Origin of the sequence: Microtetraspora malaysiensis (assembly GCF_050947145.1) — a bacterium.
Taxonomy (GTDB): Bacteria; Actinomycetota; Actinomycetes; order Streptosporangiales; family Streptosporangiaceae; genus Microtetraspora_A; species Microtetraspora_A malaysiensis.
This window is the reverse complement of record NZ_CP191998.1, coordinates 8,280,655-8,296,117: the sequence shown is the minus strand read 5'-3', so window position 1 is coordinate 8,296,117 and position 15,463 is coordinate 8,280,655. Positions and strand designations below refer to the sequence as shown.

Genomic DNA, 15,463 nt, shown 5'->3' with positions numbered 1-15,463 from the left:
CCCCGTGGTCCGATGCTCGCGGTCGGCGGCGGCATTGGGACGCCGACCGGTCTCATGCCGATCACCGCTTCCCGTGGTCGCGCGCCGGCGCGCCGGAGAGGCGGTCCCACCTTCTGGGAGACATTCTGTGATCAAAGGTCCTGTTCGCGCCATCATGGCCGCGGCAGGGGTCTTCGTCGCCACCGCGGTGACCCCGTCCCTGCTCGAAGGGCAAGCCGAAGCCGCCCGCCAACCCGTTCTATTCGAGGAGCCTTTCACCGGCGCGACTGCCGATCCGCGTTTCGTCGCTTTCGGGTCGGCATGTCTGACCGGGGCACCGCGTAACGGGGTTCCTCCCATCGGCGCGCACGAGCTGGGCGGTTGCCGTTCCGACCCGCATGGACCGGTGCCACCGGGCAACGCGGCGCCGTTCGGGTTCCTGCAACTCACCGACGCGCACCTCGACCAGCGCGGCGGCGTCATCTTCGACGCGCCCATCCCGTCCAGGGACGGGCTGGACCTGACCTTCGAGCAGTGGCAGTACGGGAGCGACACTCTCGTGCCGGCCGACGGCATCAACTTCTTCCTGGCCGAGGCCGGTCGTCAGATCGCGCCCGGCGGCTTCGGCGGCAGCCTCGGATACGCGCAGCTTCTCCCGGACGACGATCCCGCCAACCCGTTCCTCCCGGGGGTGCCCGGGGGGTACATCGGAGTCGGGCTCGATGTGCTGGGCAACTACTTCGGCGACTGGGAGCATCGCGGGAACGGATGCCCCCCGGGGGAACGCTCACCGGCCGGCACGATCTTCCGTGTCCCCGCGCCCGGCCTGAACATGGTCACGGTACGCGGCCCCGGCGAGGGAGTCGAAGGGTACTGCTTCCTGACCGCCACGACCTCGAACTTCTCCGACGTCGGACCGTGGCCGTCCACCCTCCCCGGCAGCCTGCAGGGGCCGACGACCGCGGTCTCGAACAACCCGCAGCAGGCGGTGGAGGATCTGGAGCCGAGCCGGCGTACGGTGCACATCCGCATCACCCCGTCGCCCGACCCGGTCGTGACGGTGGCCATCGACTTCAACGACGGCAACGGCTTCCAGCCGGTCCTCGCCTTCGACGCTCCGGAGCCGGTTCCCGCGAACTACTCCTTCGGCTTCACCGCCTCCACCGGGCTGTTCAATGACGTACATCTGATCAGGAACCTCCGGATCGCCACCGTGGTGCCGCCGGAGCCCGAGCCGGAGCCCGAGCCCGAGCCAACGCGGCCGCCGAGGCCGCCGCTGACGCCGGAGGAGAAGGCAGCGGCAGCGGCCGAGGCCGCCGCTGCTGCGGCAAATCGTCCGAGGCACAGGCCGGTTCAGACCCGGGCCAAGCAGTCCCAGCACCAGTCGCACCGGGCATCCGGGCGACAGAACCAGCACAACCGGAACTCCTCCAGGAGCCGGTCACGCGGCTGAGGTAGACACCGAGGTCATAGGGCGGACGCGGCCGGTATCCGGCGACGTCCGCCCGCGCCGTCTCTCCCCGCGCCTCGTGGGTGAGAAGCCCGACCGGGCGGGTTTTCCACATCCCTCTGGTTATCCCCAGAACCACTTTCGGTCTCCTGCGGCCGGGCCGCCGGCTCCGATGCTGGGCCTCGATGTCGATCGGACCCAGGAGGAGCACATGATCCCCGTCATGCTCGCCGTCAAGCTCGGCACCGCGGCCATCGCCGGAGTGACCGTCACCGGCCCCGCGACGGAGACCGCGAAGGTTTCTGCGCGTGACACGCCGGTCCCGAGCCTCTGCGGTCCACCTGGGCCGCCACGTGGGCTCGAGAGCGGCACCTGGTCGCTGGAGGGCGCGACCGGCCGATCGCGGTACGGCGCTCGTAGTCGGCGGCCGGAAGAAACCGACGGCCGGCGTGGAGGCGACATCCGGACGGAGACCGCTTGGGCGGCAGGCGCCGGGGTCGCGGGCGCGGTCGGCATCCGAACCGCGGTGCCGATCTGGCGCTCAACCGGCGACGGGCCTCTCGTCGGCGGTTGGCCCCCGATCGGAGCGAGCGGTGAAGCCCTCGTTCGTTGGATCGAGCGCTGGGTGGCCCTGGCCCACACGGAGCTGTGGACACGGCAGGCGCAGCACTCCGCGGCTCTGCCCGCAGGCGCGACGACGGCCGTCGGGGAACAGCGGGCCGAGGGGGAGGAGTCGCTCCTCGGTGTCGCCGGCTCCACCCGTCCGGACCAGTTCGAGGACTGTGCGGAGACCCCCGGTGAGGCAGCGGCGGACGGCACGGCGACATCGGGAGCTCCGCCCGTGAAGGCCGGAGAACTCGGTCCGAAGGCGACCGGCACCCAGGGCGAGCCGGCGGTGGCGACGCGCGGTGATGTCGCGGTCAAGGCGGCGGAGAGCTGGCTCGGCACGCCATACACGTGGGGTGGCGGAGCGGCCGGTGGCCCGAGCAAGGGAGTCGGCAGAGGTGCGGCGCGGGTCGGATTCGACTGCTCCGGCCTTGTGATGGCGGCATGGGCCAAAGCAGGGGTCGAGCTCGGCCACTACACGGGCACGCAGTTCCGGCAGGGCAACAGGGTCGCTCTCGATGAGGTGCGCCCGGGCGATCTCATGTTCTTCGGAGGGAGCCGGGGCGACCCGACTCACGTGGGCTTGTACGCCGGGGGTGGCGCGATGATCCACGCCCCGAAGACGGGTGACGTCGTCAAGAAGGTGGACGTTCTCGGCTCCCGTCACTACATGACGACTTTTCGCGGCGCGGTCCGCCCCGCCTGACGCCCTGCCCGGGAAGCCGGTGCCCTGGGCGGAGCGAGAGTCAGGGCACCGGAAACCCGGACCAGGAGTCAGGAACCGGGGGTGGGGAGGAAGGGGGCCGGAAGCGTGGAGATCGAGGTCGGAAGTGGAGCGGCGAGGGCCGGAAGTGGAGACGTTGGGGATGTCACAGACGTTCGATGATCGTGGCGGTGGCGAGCGCGCCTCCGGCGCACATGGAGATCAGCGCGGTGGACGAGTCGGACCGCTCCAGCTCGTGCAGCGCGGTGGTGATCAGTCGGGAGCCGGTGGCGCCGACCGGATGCCCCAGCGCGATCGCACCGCCGTTGACGTTGACGCGGTCCATGTCGGGTCCGTGTACGGACGCCCACGACAGGACGACGGAGGCGAACGCCTCGTTCACCTCGAACAGGTCGATGTCGCTCGCCGTCATCCCCGTCTGCGCGAACACCTTGGCTGTCGCGTCCACCGGCCCGTCCAGGTGGTAGTAGGGCTCGCTGCCGACGAGTGCCTGGGCCAGGATCCGCGCCCGCGGACGCAGGCCCTGCCGTGCGGCGGCCTCCTCGCTCATGAGCAGCACGGCCGCCGCGCCGTCGGAGATCTGCGACGACGTGCCGGCCGTGTGCAGCCCCTCCTCGCCCAACACCGGGCGGAGCCGGGCGAGCCCCTCGACCGTGGTCTCGCGCAGCCCCTGGTCCCTGATGACGGTCTGGTTCTCGTCGGTCGGCTGTCCGTCCCCGTCGAGCACGGGCGCGACCACCGGGAGGATTTCGCGCTCGAACCGGTTGTCGGCCCATGCCTTGGCGGCCAGCCGCTGCGATCGGGCACCGAAGGCGTCCAGACGTTCACGGGTGATGCCGCGCCGCTGCGCGATCCGCTCCGCGGCCTGGAACTGGTTGGGAAGGTCGACCGACCAGTCGTCGGGCCGGGGCCGGGCGGGCTGCACGTTGCTCATCAACGGCTGCCGGCTCATCACCTCGACGCCGCAGGCGATGCCCACCTCGATGACGCCGGCCTGGATCATCGCGGCCACGAGGTGAACCGCCTGCTGGGACGATCCGCACTGGGCGTCGATCGTCGTCACGCCGGTCTGGTACGGCAGGCCGGCGTAGAGCCAGGCGTGTCGGCCGATGTGCCCGCCCTGCTCGCCCGCCTGGGTCACACAGCCCGCGAAGACCTGGCCGACGATCGCGGGGTCGATGCCGGACTTCTCGACCAACCCCTTGAGAGTGGTCGCCAGCACGGCCTGCGATTTCAGGCCGGCGAGCCAACCGTTCCGCTTCCCGATCGGAGTGCGTACCGCCTCGACAATCACCGGCGTGCCCACGGGGACCTCCTCCGTTTCAGAACCTTGTTCCAGTTCGGGACTGTAACTGGTTCCACATTTCGGTGGAAGGTCGGGGCCGGTCCGGTGAGCGGCCCGTGCCGAGCGGCGGACGTACGGCGCCGGCCGCCGAACGATCTCCGCGGGTCACCGGCCGTTTCGGGCAGGAGGGGGAGTGGGCTAGAAGTCCATCAGCAGACGAGCGGAGACGATTTCGAGCCGATGCTGGATCTGCTCGTAGGTCCGCAGCCCCCGAAGCATTTCGAGCAGCTCGTGGACCCACACGCTGGCGAGCGAGTTCGCGAGGGTGAGCTGGTCCTCCGTGGCCAGCTCGACGGTCAGTCCCTCTCCGGCGACGCGGAGCAGGAGCCTGGCCATCCGGTCGCCGAACGGCGTCTCCACCTCGGTCATGATCAGCGACCGGAGCAGCGCGTCGGCGAGCTCCGGCTCGCGCATCAGTCCCCGGGTGGCGCGCATCAGGACGTCGACGGCGCGCCCCGAGGCGGTCGGCGCGCTTGGCGGCCGGCGCTGGATGCTCGACTCCAGCAGATCGATCTCCTCGCCCACGACGGCCACGACGAGATCCATCTTGGACGGGAAGTAGCGATAGAGCGTGCCAAGCGCGACGCCCGCCCGCTCGGCGACGGTCCGCATCTGCATGGCCTCGACGCCGCCGCGTGATGCGAGGGCGGCCGCGGCCTGCACGATGCGCTTGCGCCGCTGGAGCTGACTACGGGTGCGGGCGCCGGGGGTGGTCGCGGCGGACGGGTGGTTCTCCACGCTGGCTGCCCCTTCCGGGACCGGCGTCGCGGCCTCGATGACGGCATGCGGACTACGCATAAGAACACGTTATCTGACTTCTTCCCCCTCCTGGACGGTTACTCACCAGTCACAACGAAGCTCGGTCTTGCATGACTTTCTTGGTGCCGTCGGATGCCCTGACAGATCAGAAAGAGCGCGCTCTGGACACGGATTAGAGCGTGTTCTACTTTGCGGGGGAGTGGCTGTGGAGGAGGCGACGGCCGGAGAGGTCCAGACAACCGCGCTCGGACAGCACCACCCACCATGATCCGGTTCGCTGACACGTTCGCCATCCGACGACCCCTGGAGATCCGATGGACTTCAATCTGGACGAGACGCAGACGGAGTTGCGCACCCTCGCGGCGGACGTCCTCGACCGCGCCGCGACCCACGCCGAAATCGAGGCGCACGAGGCGTCCGGCCTGCCGTACGACTCGAAGATCTGGGCGGCGATGGCGCAGGCCGGACTGCTGGGCGTGTGCCTGCCGGAGGAGGCGGGCGGCGCGGGGCTCGGCCCGATCGAGATGGCGGTGATCCTCCGGGAGGTCGGCGCGCACGTCGCTCCGGTGCCGGCGCTGTCCAGCCTGGTCGCCGCGCTCACCATCGGCCGGTACGGCACCGCCGCGCAGAAGGAGGCCCTCGCCCCCTTGGCCGAGGGGACGGCGATGCTGACGGTCGGGCTGCGCGAACCTGGCGCGGGCTTCGCGGAGCCGCCCGCGACGTCCGCCAGGGACGGTCGCATCACCGGGCGGATGAGCATGGTGTCCCACGCCGCCGCCGCGTCACGGATCCTGGTGCCCGCCCACGTGGAGGGGGCGGGCGTCGGGTTGTTCCTGGTCGATCCGGCCGCGGTCGCCGTACAGGACATGCCGCTGTCCACGGGAGAGCCGGGTGCGATGATCGCCATGGACGATGTGCCCGGCGAGCCCGTGGGAGAGGCGGACGGCCGCGCCTACGAGGCGCTCCGGCTGCACGCCCTCGCCGGGATCACGGCGACCGCCTCCGGGGTCCTCGCGGGCGCGCTCAGACTCACCACCGACTACATCAAGACCCGCAGGCAGTTCGACCGGGCTCTGGCCGAGTTCCAGGCCGTGAGCATGCAGATCGCCGACGTCTACATCGCGGCACGGACCGTCGACGTGGCCGTCTGGTCGGGAGTGTGGCGGCTGGCCGAGGGGCTGCCCGCCGAGGAGGACCTGGCGATCGCCGCGTACACCGCGTCGGACAGCGTGGTGCGGGCCCTGTACACCTGCCAGCACCTGCACGGAGGCATGGGGCTGGACGTGACCTACCCGCTGCACCGTTACTTCGCCTGGAGCAAACACGCCGCCAACCTGCTCGGCGGCGCGGAGGCCCAGCTCGACCTGATCGGAGCCCTGGTCTGATGTTCATCGAACTCACACGGGAACAACGCCGGATCCGCGACGAGCTGCGCGAATACTTCGCGGGCTGCATCACCCCGGATGACCGCGAGAAGATCTCGAAAGATCCGTTCGGGCCCGCGTACATGGAGCACTGCAGGAAGCTCGGCCGGGACGGCAAGCTGGGCCTCGGGTGGCCCAAGGAGTACGGCGGAGGCGGCTACGGCCCGCTGGAACAGCAGATCTTCGCGAACGAGATCGCCCTCGCCGAGGTGCCATATCCGATCATCACGGTCGGCACCGTGGGCCCGACCCTCATGCAGTACGGCACGGCCGAGCAGAAGGAGTTCTTCCTCCCCCGCATCCTGGCGGGCGAGTGCCACTTCGCGGTCGGATACAGCGAGCCGGAGGCGGGCACCGACCTCGCCTCGCTGCGGACCACGGCGGTCAGGGATGGCGACCACTACGTGGTGAACGGGCAGAAGATCTTCACCTCGGGGGCGCACCACGCGCAGTACGTCTGGCTCGCCGCCCGTACCGACCCCGCCGCGAAGAAGCATCGGGGGATCACCATGATGATCGCCGACTGTGCCGACCCCGGCTTCTCCTGGACACCGATCATCACGATGGACGGCCGGCACCATACGAACGCGACGTACTACAGCGACGTCCGCGTTCCGGTGGACATGGTGGTCGGGGAGGTCAACAAGGGCTGGGACCTGATCGTCAACCAGCTGAACCACGAGCGGGTCACGCTCGGCCCGGCGGGGCACATCGGTCACACGTACGTCCGGTTCCTCCGGTGGGCCAAGGAGAAGTCCGGCCGCGACGGCAGGCCCCTGATCGAGAACCCGGCGGTACGGCGGGCGGTCGCCCAGGTGTACGCGTACTTCCGGACCAATGAGCTGCTGAACTGGCAGGTGGCGGCCAACATGGACCTCGGGTGGCTGGGCGCTCCCGACGCCTCCGCCACCAAGATCTACTCCTCTGAGCGGATACAGGAAGCCGGCCGCATCGTCGGCGACACCCTCGCCCGGTACGGCGACCCGGGCGACGAGGAGACACGCGACCTGATCGAACGTGTCGATCGCGGTGTGAAGGGCGGCCTCGTCCTCACCTTCGGCGGCGGGGTCAACGAGGTGCAGCGGGAGCTCATCGCGATGCTCGGCCTCCAGCTCCCCAAGCCGCCCCGCTGAGCGCCCCGTCGTCCGGCCGCTCCGCCCGCCCCTTGGGCACGGAGGCCGTCTACAAGATCTACGCCGAGTCCTTCAGGGGGCCGGCCCCCTGGCCCCGGTCCAGGAGGAGGCCAGGGCCGGGGTCAACGCCGTGCTCGCCTGACGTCACATCTTGTGCAGGAAGGCGGTCCACTGCTGCCAGAACAGGGAGTTTCTCGTGGTGACGAACGCGTCCCTCTGCAGTTTGAGGCGGTACAGCGTGTCGAAGAGCGCGTCGCTGCCCTGCATGTTGCCGAAGTTCCGCCTCGATATCAGGCCCAGGTAGACCTTGAGCGCGGTCGCGTGGCCCTTGGCCTCGGCGATGAACTGGAACAGCGACCAGCCCAGCGAGTAGTTGAACGAGCGGTACTTGTCATCGTAGAAGTGCTCGTTGTTGGGCAGGTCCGCGCGCAGCAGGCCCTTGGCCAGGCCGTCACGGATCACCCACCGGTCGGCGGCCGCCGGGGTCCCGCGGCTCTCGATGTAGCGGGCGAAGCCCTCGACGGCCCACCGAGGCGTGGACAGGCTCAGCCCCGTGCCGGCGGCGCCGCCCACCGGGCCGAGTTCGATGTCGACCGGCTGCACCACCGTGGAGATCGCATGGGTGATCTCGTGCTTCATCACCCCCAGCGGGTTGTCCGCCTTGATGGCCATCTGCATGTTGACCACGATGCGGGAGCCCACGTAGTTGCCCGTGGCCTCGATCTTGTCGGCGGTGGCGCCGTGCAGGGGGATCTCCACGCCCTCCGACCAGGTGGGCGTGCCCGCGCCGAACCACTTCTTGTAGCTGGCGGGCCTGGCGGTCAGGAACAGGGCGAAGCCGGCGGGCGCCGGGTTGCCCAGCCAGTCGCGGCGCACCTCGGCGCTGGCCCTGGTGGCGACCTTGGCGTAGGTGGCGAAGTCGGGCACCGATCCGTCCGTGACCAGCACCACGTCCCCGCGCTTGGCGACGGTCAGCGGGGTCAGCTCCCACGGCGAGTCGTAGGTCGTCCCGCGGCCGTCGGTGTCGGGCCCGATGTCGACCAGCGTGTACTTCCCGTTCATCATCGCGAACAGGTAGATGAAATCGCTGGCGCTGCTGTCCCTGTCGACGCTGGCGATCTTGGAGAGCATGCGGACCTTGAAGCCGTCGGCGCCCTGCGGCAGCGTCTTGGTGTGGCGCTGGGGCTCGGCGACCAGCGGGCCGCTGCCAGGTCCGCTGGACAGCTGCAGGGTCTCCCACTTGAACTTGCGCAGGTTCGCGAAGTGCAGCTTCTGGCTCGCCATCAGCGCGGCGTTGGACGTGTCGACGTCCGCGAGCCAGGCCTGCTCGTCACCGGAGCGCAGCGCGGCGTTGCGGCGTTCGATGAAGCGCTTGACGTCGGCCTGCATGTCCGTGGCGTCGCGCGTCTTCTCCACCCCGGTCAGTACGCCGGGTAAGCGGCACCCGCCCAGCAGGAACACCGATCCGGTGAGCGTGAACAGGGCACGACGACGTGTCAGCACGTAGACCTTCCTCCATGGACGCCGATGGTCGGGCAGCAAATCAGGCAGTGGAGATCTACGGCTGCACTCGAACGAGGTGAAGATTAGCTGAGTGATCCGCGGCCGCGCCACCGAGTTGGAGTCACCAATGGCGCCTTCCGTGCCGTGGCGTCGTAGGCGTCGGTGGCCGTGCTGTGCCGCCGGCTCTCGCGGCGGTCTTTCGCGGGTCAGGGAGTGACGAAGGTCTGCATGGAGAAAAAGACGAGCATGGCGATCGCCACGCAGATCAGGAACCCGATGACTTCCCAGGCCCAGTCATAGTGACGCTCGCGGCGCCGGTGCGCCTTCCTCCTGGTCTGGTTCGCCTCGGCCGCTGCTTTGGCCGCTGCTTTGGCTGCGGCCTTGGCCGCCTTGGGTGTCGCCGCGGTGGCGTCCTCGGTCTCCGAGTCGGCCTTCGCTATGGACGGGGCCGCCGGGGTCGTCGTCTCAGCCGCGCTCTCCGCGACCTTGGCCGCCTGCTCGGCGGCGCGCCGCTTGGCTCGCCTGCCGCGCGGAGCCGCCGTTCCGCCGTCGGTCGTCGTGGCGATCTCGGCCGGCTCGGTGAGCTGGGCCGGGGCGGGCTTCCGCTCCGCGACACCGCTCGCGGCGGTGACCACCACCTCGGCCTCGGGCATCGGGGAGCCGGACAGGGCCGGGAGGGCCGACGTGGTGGACGTCTCCTCGGCGGAGCGGAACGCGGCGAACTGCAGCGTTTCGGCCGACATGACGGATCCCGCCGTGTTGGACGCCGGAGAAGTCGCCTCGGGCCGTACCGGAAGCGGCGCCTCCGCCGGAGACGGGACCATCGGCTCAAGCTGGGCCGGGAGCCGGGACTCGGTCCGTGCCGGGAACAGTGGCTCGGACTGGGCCGGGAGCCGGGACTCGGTCCGAACCGGGAACCGCGCCTCACGTCGAGCCGGGAGCTCGGACTTCGTACGGACCTGGAAGAGAGGATCGGCCGGGTCGACGCGTCCCGACTCGGTCCGTGCCGGAAACGCCGGCTCGGGGGTAACAGGGGGCGCGGTCTCGATCGGTGCCGGGAGCACCGCCCCGGACGCCGGAGTCGAGCCGGAAGCGGCTGCCCGGTTCGGTGCCGCCGAGGTTCGGGGTGAGTCCCAGATCGAGCCGGAAACGGCTGCCGGATCCGGGGCCGAAACCGTCTCCGTCCCCTGATCCATAGGAACGTCCGCGTCCGTAGGGGCGTCGGCGGGCTGGGACGAGACGGCGCGGCGCTTGCGCTCGGTGAACGCCGCCAGCAGCGAGGGACGCAGCCGGGGCATCGGCTCGGTCGTCGCCTCGTGCTTCGACCGGCGCCCCGGCTTCGGCGGTACAAGGGCCTCGGCGGGGAGCACGCAGGTGTTGGTCACCTGGTTGGGGTCGGTGAGCGGCAGCGGCCACGCGGGCGTGGTGGGCCACAGCTTCCGCGTCGGCAGCGTCGTCGTCGGGGTGGCGGCGGTCTCGTCGACCTCCTCCACCGGCAGGGAGGAGAGAACCCGGGCGCGCATCGCGGCGGCCGGGCGACGCCAGGGCAGCCGGGCCAGGACGTCCTCGATCGGCGAGACGACGATCGCGTCGTAGACTTCGGCGACGCCCACCGGCACGTACGGGGCCGACCGAGCCGCGGTCGTCGCGGTGATGAGAGTCTGGGAAAAGCGGCGGCGCGCGCTGAGTGTGAGCTCGGCCGCGGTGTCGGTGGCGACCTCGAACACCCAGGAGAGCTCACTGGTGGTCAGGCCGCAGACGGCGGACAGCAGGAGGACTTCCCGCTGGTGGGGACGGATGTCCCGGAAGACCCGCTCGATCAGCGCGGTGGCCGGGTCGGCGACCGAGTCGACGGCCGGGAGCGCGTAGCTGACGTCCCGGCGGTAGATCTCGCGCCGGGCCAGCGCGTACAGCGCGGCGCGGGCGGGGGAGGGGTCGGTCGGCACGCCCGTGAAGATGGACACAACGGCGTCGGCGGCGGAGCTGGTCTCGCCGAGCTGGTCGTGGCAGTAGGCGAACAGCCCGGCGGCGTGACGCTCGTAGAGCTCGGCGATCAGCTCACTGCGGGAGCGCTGATCAGTGAGCGGTGTTGTCACTGCCGGTTCCTCTGAGGTTGGTGCGAGTGCGGAGAGTGTAGTCAATCATGCCAAGACGTCACGGGGCCACCGCGGCATTCCCAAGGCCCTTTGATAGATATTTAGTAAGTAATTTAAGAGATCAATCATCCGTTCCATTTCCTCCAGAGATGGGACATGGCGGGCGAGATGTCCCGCATAAGCTGGCTGAGGGGGATCATGTGGCTGAGCAGAGCTCAGGGGAACGGTAGGGGCCTCGGGGTTGTTGACGTGATCGCAAACTTCCGGAGGACGAGGTTCCTGTGATCACATTTGAAGGCGTCACCAAACGCTACGACGACGGGACGGTCGCCGTGGACGACCTCAGTCTTGAGGCGCCCACAGGAGCGATCACGGTGTTCGTCGGGCCGTCGGGATGTGGCAAGACGACCTCGTTGCGGATGATCAACCGGATGATCGACGCCACGGGCGGCCGGATCCTCCTCGACGGCCAGGACGTGCGGCAGATCGACCCGCCCACGCTGCGCCGGGGCATCGGATACGTCATCCAGCAGGCGGGCCTGTTCCCGCACCGCAAGATCGTGGACAACGTCGCGACCGTGCCGTACCTGCTCGGGTGGGACAAGAAGCGGGCCCGCGCCCGCGCGATGGAGCTGCTCGAACGGGTCGGCCTGGACGCCGGACTCGCCCGGCGGTATCCCTTCCAGCTCTCGGGAGGCCAGCAGCAGCGGGTGGGCGTGGCCCGGGCCCTCGCCGCGGATCCGCCGGTGCTGCTGATGGACGAGCCGTTCAGCGCCGTCGATCCGGTCGTCCGGACGAGCCTGCAGGACGAGTTGCTCCGGCTGCAGTCCGACCTGCAGAAGACGATCGTGTTCGTCACCCACGACATCGACGAGGCGATCAAGCTGGGCGACACGGTCGCCGTCATGCGCGTCGGCGGCCGTCTGGCCCAGATGGCCGGGCCCGCGACGCTGCTCACCGAGCCCGCGGACGACTTCGTCCGCGAGTTCCTCGGCCGTGATCGGGGCATCCGCCGGCTGTCGTTCATCCCCGCCAAGGACATCCGGCTGGCCGCGGTCCCCGCCGACCTCGCGCTGGACGCCTCCGGCCACCCGCTCGGCTGGCGGACCACGGGCGGGCTCCTGCCGTACGGGACGTTCAATCCGGAGCGGGACTCGCTGCGCGCTGCGCTGGACGCGGCCCTGCTCGCGGTCAACGGCACGGCGGTCGCGGTCGACGAGGACGGCCGGGCGATCGGCGTCGCCACGCGGGAGGCGCTGGACGAGGTGCTCGGCCAGTACGCCGCGCGCCACACGACGCCGGCCCCGGGAGACTCGCGGCCCGAGGAAGCGCACCGGACGTCGGCGGCTGCCGCGCCGGGATCGGCCCCGGAGGTGCCGGCGGAGGCGTCGGGGCCCGACGGGCACGCGCCACCGGATCCCGGGCCGGGCGATCACACCGACGGGGAGGGTCCGCGTGGGTGACGAACCCTTGGTGCGCTGGGACTGGATCTGGCGCAACTGGGACACCGGCCGGCCGGACAGCATCCTCGCGCTGCTGGAGTCGCACATTGTCATGGCGTTCCTGCCCGTGCTCTTCGGGCTGTTGCTGGCGGTGCCCCTCGGCCTGGCGTGCGCCCGCTGGCGGTGGCTCTATCAGCCCACGGTGAGCGTGATGAACGTGGTCTACTCGCTGCCGTCGATCGCGATCTTCATTGTGATGCTCGCGATCACCGGCCTCGGGCAGGCGACGGTCATCGTGCCGCTGACGTTCTATTCGCTGGCGATCCTCATCCCGGCCGTGGTGGACGGGCTCACCTCGATCCCGGACCACGTGCGGAAATCCGCGGTCGCCATGGGGTTCACCCCGCTGCGCCGGCTGGTGCGGGTCGAGCTGCCCCTGGCCGTACCGGTCGTGCTCGCGGGCCTGCGGGTCGCCACCGTCTCCAGCATCAGCCTGGTCAGTGTGGGCGCGCTCATCGGCCAGGGCGGGCTCGGCTACCTGTTCATCGACGGGTGGCAGCGCCAGTTCACCACGCCGATCGTGGTCGGCATCGTGGCGACGGTCCTGCTCGCGGTCATCGCGGACGGCCTGCTCGTGCTGGCGCAGCGGCTGCTGACCCCGTGGAGGCGGGCGTGAACTGGCTGATCGACTTCTTCTCGAACCCGGCGAACTGGTCGGGGCCGGGAGGCATCCCCGCGCGCCTGCTTGAGCACCTGGAGTTCTCCGTGGTCGCGCTGCTGCTGGCGGCGGCTGTGGCGATCCCGCTCGGGCTCTGGGTCGGGCACACCGGCCGCGGCTCGTTCATCGTCGTGGTCAGCGCGAACGCCGCCCGGGCGCTGCCCACCCTCGGCATCCTTGTGCTGGTCGTGCTGCTCGTGGGGGTGGGCAGCACGTGGCCGGTGCTCATCCCGCTGGTCCTGCTCGCCGTCCCGCCCATCCTGGTCAACACGTACGAGGGCGTGCGGGGTGTGGACCCCGATCTGCGGGACGCCGCGTACGGCATGGGCCTGCGCGGGCCGCAGGTCCTCTTCAAGGTGCTCGTGCCGGTCGCGCTGCCGCTGATCCTGCTGGGCCTGCGCCTCGCGGCGATCCAGGTCGTGGCGACGGCCACGGTGGCGGCCTACGTGGGACTGGGCGGGCTCGGCCGCTTCATCATGGACGGCCTCGCGACCAAGAACTACACGATCACGATCGGCGGCGCCTTCCTCGTCGTCGCGCTGGCCCTGGCGGCCCAGGCCGGGTTCACGCTGCTCTCGCGAGTAGCGGTCTCACCCGGCGTCCGGCGGGTCCGGTAATCTATACTTTACCCCCCAATTATGAAGGGAATAGTGATGAAACGCCTTCTCAGTACCGTCGCGGTCGTGGTGACCGCGGCGCTCGCCTTGACCGCCTGCGGCGGCGGCGGGTCCGACCCCCTGTCCTCCGCCACCGCGTCCGCGACTCCGGGAGAGGCGAAGAAGGTGGTCGTGGGCTCCTTCAACTTCCCCGAGAGCGTGCTCCTCGCGTCGATCTACGCCCAGGGGCTCCAGGCCAAGGGCGTCACCGTCGAGGAGAAGCCCAACATCGGCAGCCGCGAGATCGTGTACGGCCAGATCAAGACCGGCGGCCTGACCGTGTTGCCTGAGTACGTCGGATCGCTGCTCGCGTTCGTGGACAAGAACAGCACGGCCAAGACCAAGGACGACATTCTTGCCGGGCTGAAGACGGCGCTTCCCGCGGAGTTGGAGGTCCTGCAGCCCGCCGACGCCGAGGACAACAACTCGCTGACGGTCACCAAGGAGACCGCGACGAAGCACAACCTGACCACGATCGAGGACCTGGCCAAGGTGTCCAAGGACTTCGTCGTCGGCGGCCCGCCGGAGTTCAAGGAGCGCCAGGAGAAGAACTTCGCGGACGCCTACGGTCTGGAGTTCAAGGAGTGGAAGCCCACGGGTGACGCGACCGCCGACGCGATCAAGAGCGGCGCCGTCCAGGTGGGCAACGTCTTCACCACCGACCCCAAGATCCTGCTGAACGACCTCGTCTCGCTGCAGGACACCAAGAACGCCTTCGGCGCGGACAACATCGCGCCCCTCGTCTACAAGCCGGGCGTGAACGACACCGTCACTTCCACGCTCGACGCCATCTCCGCCAAGCTCGACACCGCCACCCTCGTGACGCTGATGAAGCGGATCTCCGTCGACAAGGACGACCCGCCGGTGGTCGCCAAGGACTGGCTCTCCCAGAACGGCCTGGTCTGACCCAGGGCGCTCTCCCGTGGCGGCCGCCCGCGTTCCCGGTCCACCGGCGACGCGGGCGCGCCCGGCGGGGAGATCGGCCGGAGGCATAGGCTCTGACCGCAACGATCGGACGAGGTCGCGGGAGCGCGTGGTGGGCGAGTTCGTCGAGGCGATGGGGCAACTGGCCGCCGGCGTCTCGGTGGTCACCGTACGGGAGGACAGGGACGACGTGGGGGCCACGGTCTCCACGCTGATGTCGGTGTCGCTCGATCCGCCCCTCGTCCTGGTGAGCATCGCCTCCGAGAGCTACCTCACCGAGATGCTGCTGCGCCGGGACCGCTGGGCGGTCACCGTCCTCGCCGACGGGCAGCAGGCGATCGCCTCCCGCTTCGCCACGCCGGGCCGTCCGAGCGCCCGGTTGCTGCTGGCCGGCGCGCCCCACCACCGCGGGCCGCACAGTGAGGCGCTGATCGTGGACGGCGGTGTAGCCGCGTTGGAGGTGGAGACGTCCCAGGTGGTTCCGGCCGGAGATCACATGCTCTTCATCGCCTCTGTGGTGGCGGTCGACTACATCCATCCCGGGAAGGCCCCGTTCGTACGGCTCCGCGCGCGCTATCGGCCGGTGTCCTGATCTCGCTCACCCACCCCGGGTGTGACCTGCCCGTTTGGCGATGAATGCCACTTTGGTCCGGATCGCTGTGGCATGATCGAACGTCGATCGACGACCCACTTTTCAATCGACG

13 protein-coding genes are annotated in these 15,463 nt (G+C 70.0%); 9 read left to right on the top strand and 4 right to left on the bottom strand.

The window, feature by feature from the left end; all coding sequences use genetic code 11:
• Positions 1–385 precede the first annotated feature (385 nt).
• Both ACQP1V_RS38685 and ACQP1V_RS38680 read left to right on the top strand, forming a co-directional pair.
• Positions 386–1,432 carry a lectin-like domain-containing protein gene (locus ACQP1V_RS38685; RefSeq protein WP_433415874.1) on the top strand — a complete coding sequence of 349 codons (1,047 nt, stop codon included), beginning with the start codon at positions 386–388 and terminating at the stop codon, positions 1,430–1,432.
• Between the two features lie 208 nt (positions 1,433–1,640).
• Positions 1,641–2,741, top strand: coding sequence for a C40 family peptidase (locus tag ACQP1V_RS38680; protein ID WP_433415871.1), 1,101 nt, complete (start codon positions 1,641–1,643; stop codon positions 2,739–2,741).
• A gap of 163 nt (positions 2,742–2,904) precedes the next feature.
• Here the strand turns inward: ACQP1V_RS38680 and ACQP1V_RS38675 are convergent, their stop codons facing one another.
• Positions 2,905–4,065 (bottom strand): steroid 3-ketoacyl-CoA thiolase, encoded by a 1,161-nt coding sequence (locus ACQP1V_RS38675; protein WP_433415868.1) that lies wholly within the window; start codon positions 4,063–4,065, stop codon positions 2,905–2,907.
• Positions 4,066–4,242: 177 nt separating this feature from the next.
• Positions 4,243–4,902 (bottom strand): TetR family transcriptional regulator, encoded by a 660-nt coding sequence (locus ACQP1V_RS38670; RefSeq protein WP_174550660.1) that lies wholly within the window; start codon positions 4,900–4,902, stop codon positions 4,243–4,245.
• 275 nt (positions 4,903–5,177) lie between these two features.
• Between ACQP1V_RS38670 and ACQP1V_RS38665 the strand changes: the two genes are divergently transcribed.
• Positions 5,178–6,248 (top strand): acyl-CoA dehydrogenase family protein, encoded by a 1,071-nt coding sequence (locus tag ACQP1V_RS38665; RefSeq protein WP_433415865.1) that lies wholly within the window; start codon positions 5,178–5,180, stop codon positions 6,246–6,248.
• Positions 6,248–7,420, top strand: coding sequence for an acyl-CoA dehydrogenase family protein (locus ACQP1V_RS38660; RefSeq protein WP_387415020.1), 1,173 nt, complete (start codon positions 6,248–6,250; stop codon positions 7,418–7,420). Before ACQP1V_RS38665 ends, ACQP1V_RS38660 begins: the two co-directional genes overlap by 1 nt.
• Before the next feature lie 144 nt (positions 7,421–7,564).
• On the opposite strand, the gene ACQP1V_RS38655 is transcribed toward ACQP1V_RS38660, so the two are convergent.
• Positions 7,565–8,923 carry a hypothetical protein gene (locus ACQP1V_RS38655; protein WP_433415863.1) on the bottom strand — a complete coding sequence of 453 codons (1,359 nt, stop codon included), beginning with the start codon at positions 8,921–8,923 and terminating at the stop codon, positions 7,565–7,567.
• A 206-nt stretch (positions 8,924–9,129) separates the two neighbouring features.
• On the bottom strand, positions 9,130–11,019 hold the full coding sequence (locus ACQP1V_RS38650) for a hypothetical protein (RefSeq protein ID WP_433415861.1): 1,890 nt from the start codon (positions 11,017–11,019) through the stop codon (positions 9,130–9,132).
• Positions 11,020–11,300: 281 nt separating this feature from the next.
• Here ACQP1V_RS38650 and ACQP1V_RS38645 point away from each other — a divergent pair, with 281 nt between their 5' ends.
• From ACQP1V_RS38645 to ACQP1V_RS38625, 5 genes are all read left to right on the top strand, one after another.
• The gene (locus ACQP1V_RS38645) at positions 11,301–12,482 is read left to right on the top strand and encodes an ABC transporter ATP-binding protein (protein WP_433415858.1); all 1,182 of its coding nucleotides are present in this window, start codon (positions 11,301–11,303) and stop codon (positions 12,480–12,482) included.
• Positions 12,475–13,137 (top strand): ABC transporter permease, encoded by a 663-nt coding sequence (locus ACQP1V_RS38640; RefSeq protein WP_387415013.1) that lies wholly within the window; start codon positions 12,475–12,477, stop codon positions 13,135–13,137. The genes ACQP1V_RS38645 and ACQP1V_RS38640 overlap by 8 nt, the downstream gene beginning before the upstream one ends.
• Complete coding sequence (locus ACQP1V_RS38635; protein ID WP_433415854.1) at positions 13,134–13,796, top strand: ABC transporter permease; 663 nt, start codon at positions 13,134–13,136, stop codon at positions 13,794–13,796. Before ACQP1V_RS38640 ends, ACQP1V_RS38635 begins: the two co-directional genes overlap by 4 nt.
• A gap of 36 nt (positions 13,797–13,832) precedes the next feature.
• Positions 13,833–14,741, top strand: coding sequence for an ABC transporter substrate-binding protein (locus ACQP1V_RS38630; RefSeq protein WP_433415851.1), 909 nt, complete (start codon positions 13,833–13,835; stop codon positions 14,739–14,741).
• A 130-nt stretch (positions 14,742–14,871) separates the two neighbouring features.
• Entirely contained in the window at positions 14,872–15,351 is a 480-nt protein-coding gene (locus ACQP1V_RS38625; RefSeq protein ID WP_433415848.1) for a flavin reductase family protein, read from the top strand.
• Positions 15,352–15,463: the final 112 nt, after the last annotated feature.

What these genes read in the sequence shown, in the direction of transcription:
- ACQP1V_RS38680 (WP_433415871.1), top strand. Translation starts at nt 1,641, where the DNA reads ATGATCCCCGTCATGCTCGCCGTCAAGCTCGGCACCGCGGCCATCGCC.
- ACQP1V_RS38670 (WP_174550660.1), bottom strand. Translation starts at nt 4,902, where the DNA reads ATGCGTAGTCCGCATGCCGTCATCGAGGCCGCGACGCCGGTCCCGGAA.
- ACQP1V_RS38665 (WP_433415865.1), top strand. Translation starts at nt 5,178, where the DNA reads ATGGACTTCAATCTGGACGAGACGCAGACGGAGTTGCGCACCCTCGCG.
- ACQP1V_RS38660 (WP_387415020.1), top strand. Translation starts at nt 6,248, where the DNA reads ATGTTCATCGAACTCACACGGGAACAACGCCGGATCCGCGACGAGCTG.
- ACQP1V_RS38630 (WP_433415851.1), top strand. Translation starts at nt 13,833, where the DNA reads ATGAAACGCCTTCTCAGTACCGTCGCGGTCGTGGTGACCGCGGCGCTC.